The organism is Pseudomonas sp. EL_65y_Pfl1_R83 (genome assembly GCF_963970695.1).
Classification (GTDB): domain Bacteria; phylum Pseudomonadota; class Gammaproteobacteria; order Pseudomonadales; family Pseudomonadaceae; genus Aquipseudomonas; species Aquipseudomonas tritici.
On sequence record NZ_CAXAQI010000217.1, the window covers coordinates 1 to 538 of the forward strand.

A 538-nucleotide genomic window follows, 5' to 3' on the forward strand; every position below is an offset into this window, starting at 1 on the left:
GGATCGAGCCCGCACGCGGCGATCACCTTGGGGTGGACCATGCCGCTGCCGAGCAACTCCATCCAGCCCTCCGACCCGCCGAGCACGCGGCGGCCCTTTTCCATCGTCCAGCCGACGTCGACCTCCGCCGAGGGTTCGGTGAAGGGGAAATAGCTCGGGCGCAGGCGGAGCACGATGTCGTCGCGCTCGAAGAACGCCTTGAGGAAGGTCTCCAGCGTCCATTTGAGATGGCCGAGCGTGATGCCCTTGTCGATCACCAGCCCCTCGATCTGGTGGAACATCGGCGTGTGCGTCGCGTCCCAGTCCGAGCGATAGACGCGGCCCGGCGCGATGATGCGGATCGGCGGCTCCTGCCCCATCATCGTGCGGATCTGGACGGGCGAGGTGTGGGTGCGCAGAACCTTGGCCTCTTCGCCTTCGCCCGCCTTCAGGTAGAAGGTGTCGTGCATCGCGCGCGCGGGATGGCTCTCGGGCATGTTGAGCGCGGTGAAATTGTGCCACTGATCCTCGAACTCGGGGCCGGTGGCGACCGCGAAGC

1 protein-coding gene is annotated in these 538 nt (G+C 66.7%); it reads right to left on the reverse strand.

Going from position 1 to position 538, the window contains the following annotated elements; genetic code table 11:
• The coding region (locus AACY08_RS28495; RefSeq protein ID WP_339472441.1) for a phenylalanine--tRNA ligase subunit alpha at positions 1–538 on the reverse strand (538 nt) is incomplete at both ends.